Source organism: Pseudoalteromonas sp. SG44-17 (genome assembly GCF_014164235.1).
GTDB classification, from domain to species: Bacteria; Pseudomonadota; Gammaproteobacteria; order Enterobacterales; family Alteromonadaceae; genus Pseudoalteromonas; species Pseudoalteromonas rhizosphaerae.
The window spans coordinates 1-1,547 of record NZ_JACJEV010000080.1; the positions used below are offsets into that span (position 1 = coordinate 1).

Annotated in this window: 1 protein-coding gene; it reads right to left on the reverse strand. The window is 46.4% G+C overall.

What is annotated here, in order from left to right; genetic code table 11:
* A partial coding sequence (locus H5182_RS21915) for a tandem-95 repeat protein (protein WP_182760649.1) occupies positions 1 to 1,547 on the reverse strand: 1,547 nt, incomplete at both ends.

The window sequence follows — 1,547 nt, forward strand, 5'->3', positions numbered from 1 at the left end:
AGGTTAAACGCGAAGTTTTGCCCTACCGGCGCATCATTGGTGTTGGTTACCTCTAATGTAAATGGCGTTAAACTGGCGCTATCTGTGCCATCGTTAACACTGATAGTAATAGCCGCGTAGCTGCCCACATCCTCGTTCTGTGGCGTGCCCGCTAATTCGCCCGTGCTGGTGTCAAAGCTTGCCCAACTTGGCTTATTAATGATGCTGAAACTGAGGCTATCACCATCAATATCACGCACTGATGGCGTAAACTGATACTGACTGTCTTCGCTTACCGTGGTGTTCGGTGTACCACTGATTGTCGGTGCATCGTTAACGTTCTTAACGGTGAGATTAAAGCTACTCAGTGCTGTAGTAATCGCGCCGTCTGATACTGAAATAATAATGTTGTTATTTACGCCGACATCATCATTACTTGGCGTACCTGACAACTGCCCAGTGCTGCTATCAAAGTTTGCCCAGCTCGGCTTGTTGCTAATACTAAAGGTTAAGCTGTCGCCATCAATATCGCTGGCTGTTGGGGTAAAGCTATAAGACGTATCTTGATCAACATTTAATGCAGGAACACCACCAATTGTTGGTGCGTCATTGACGTTGATCACCGTTAAGTTAAATGCCGGTAAGCTCGCCGTACCCATGCCATCGCTGACACTGATCACAATATTACTGTACACACCCACATCGCTGTTACCAGCGGTACCACTGAGCAACCCGGTACTGCTATCAAAACCCAACCAACTTGGTTTATTACTGATGCTAAAGGTTAAATTATCACCCTCGGTGTCAGTTGCCGTTGGCGCAAAACTATAAACGATTTTTTCACTCACTGACACAGTCGGTGAACCGCTGATCACTGGCACATCATTAACACTGCTCACGGTCACTGTGATCACCGCAGGTGCTGAATCTACGTTGCCATCGTTAGCAACAAAGCTAAAGCTATCGGTGCCAAAGAAGTCACTCTCGCCTTGGTATACTGCTTGCGATCCAGTCAATGTAACACGGCCATTTTGTGGCTGACTGCTGATTTGATACGTTAAGGTATCGCCTTCGATATCGCTGGCGGCAAGGTTGATCGTCAGTGGCGTATCTTCATTTACTGACACCGCCTCTGCACTGGCAACTGGGGCATCATTTACAGCATTAACGGTTAAGTTAACACTAACAGGAGCTGAATCTAACGCACCATCATTGGCTACAAACGTGAAACTATCACTGCCGTTATAATCTGCCGCAGGTGTATACAACCAACTATCACTGCTTTGTTGAACTAGCGTTCCGTGTGCAACATCAGTATCGATACGATAAGTTAAGCTGTCATTTTCGATGTCTGTCGCAAGCAATGTGATCAATAAGCTTGCATCTTCATCAAGGTTAAGGGTTTGCGTTTGTGCCACCGGCGCATCATTGACTGGGTTTACAGTCATGGTGACAGTAGCAAGGTTAGATATCGCGCCATTGCTGTCTTTAACTGTGTAAGTAAAGCTGTCGTCACCATAGTAATCTGCATTGGCGGTGTAAATGATTGCCCCCGTTGCTGTTACTTG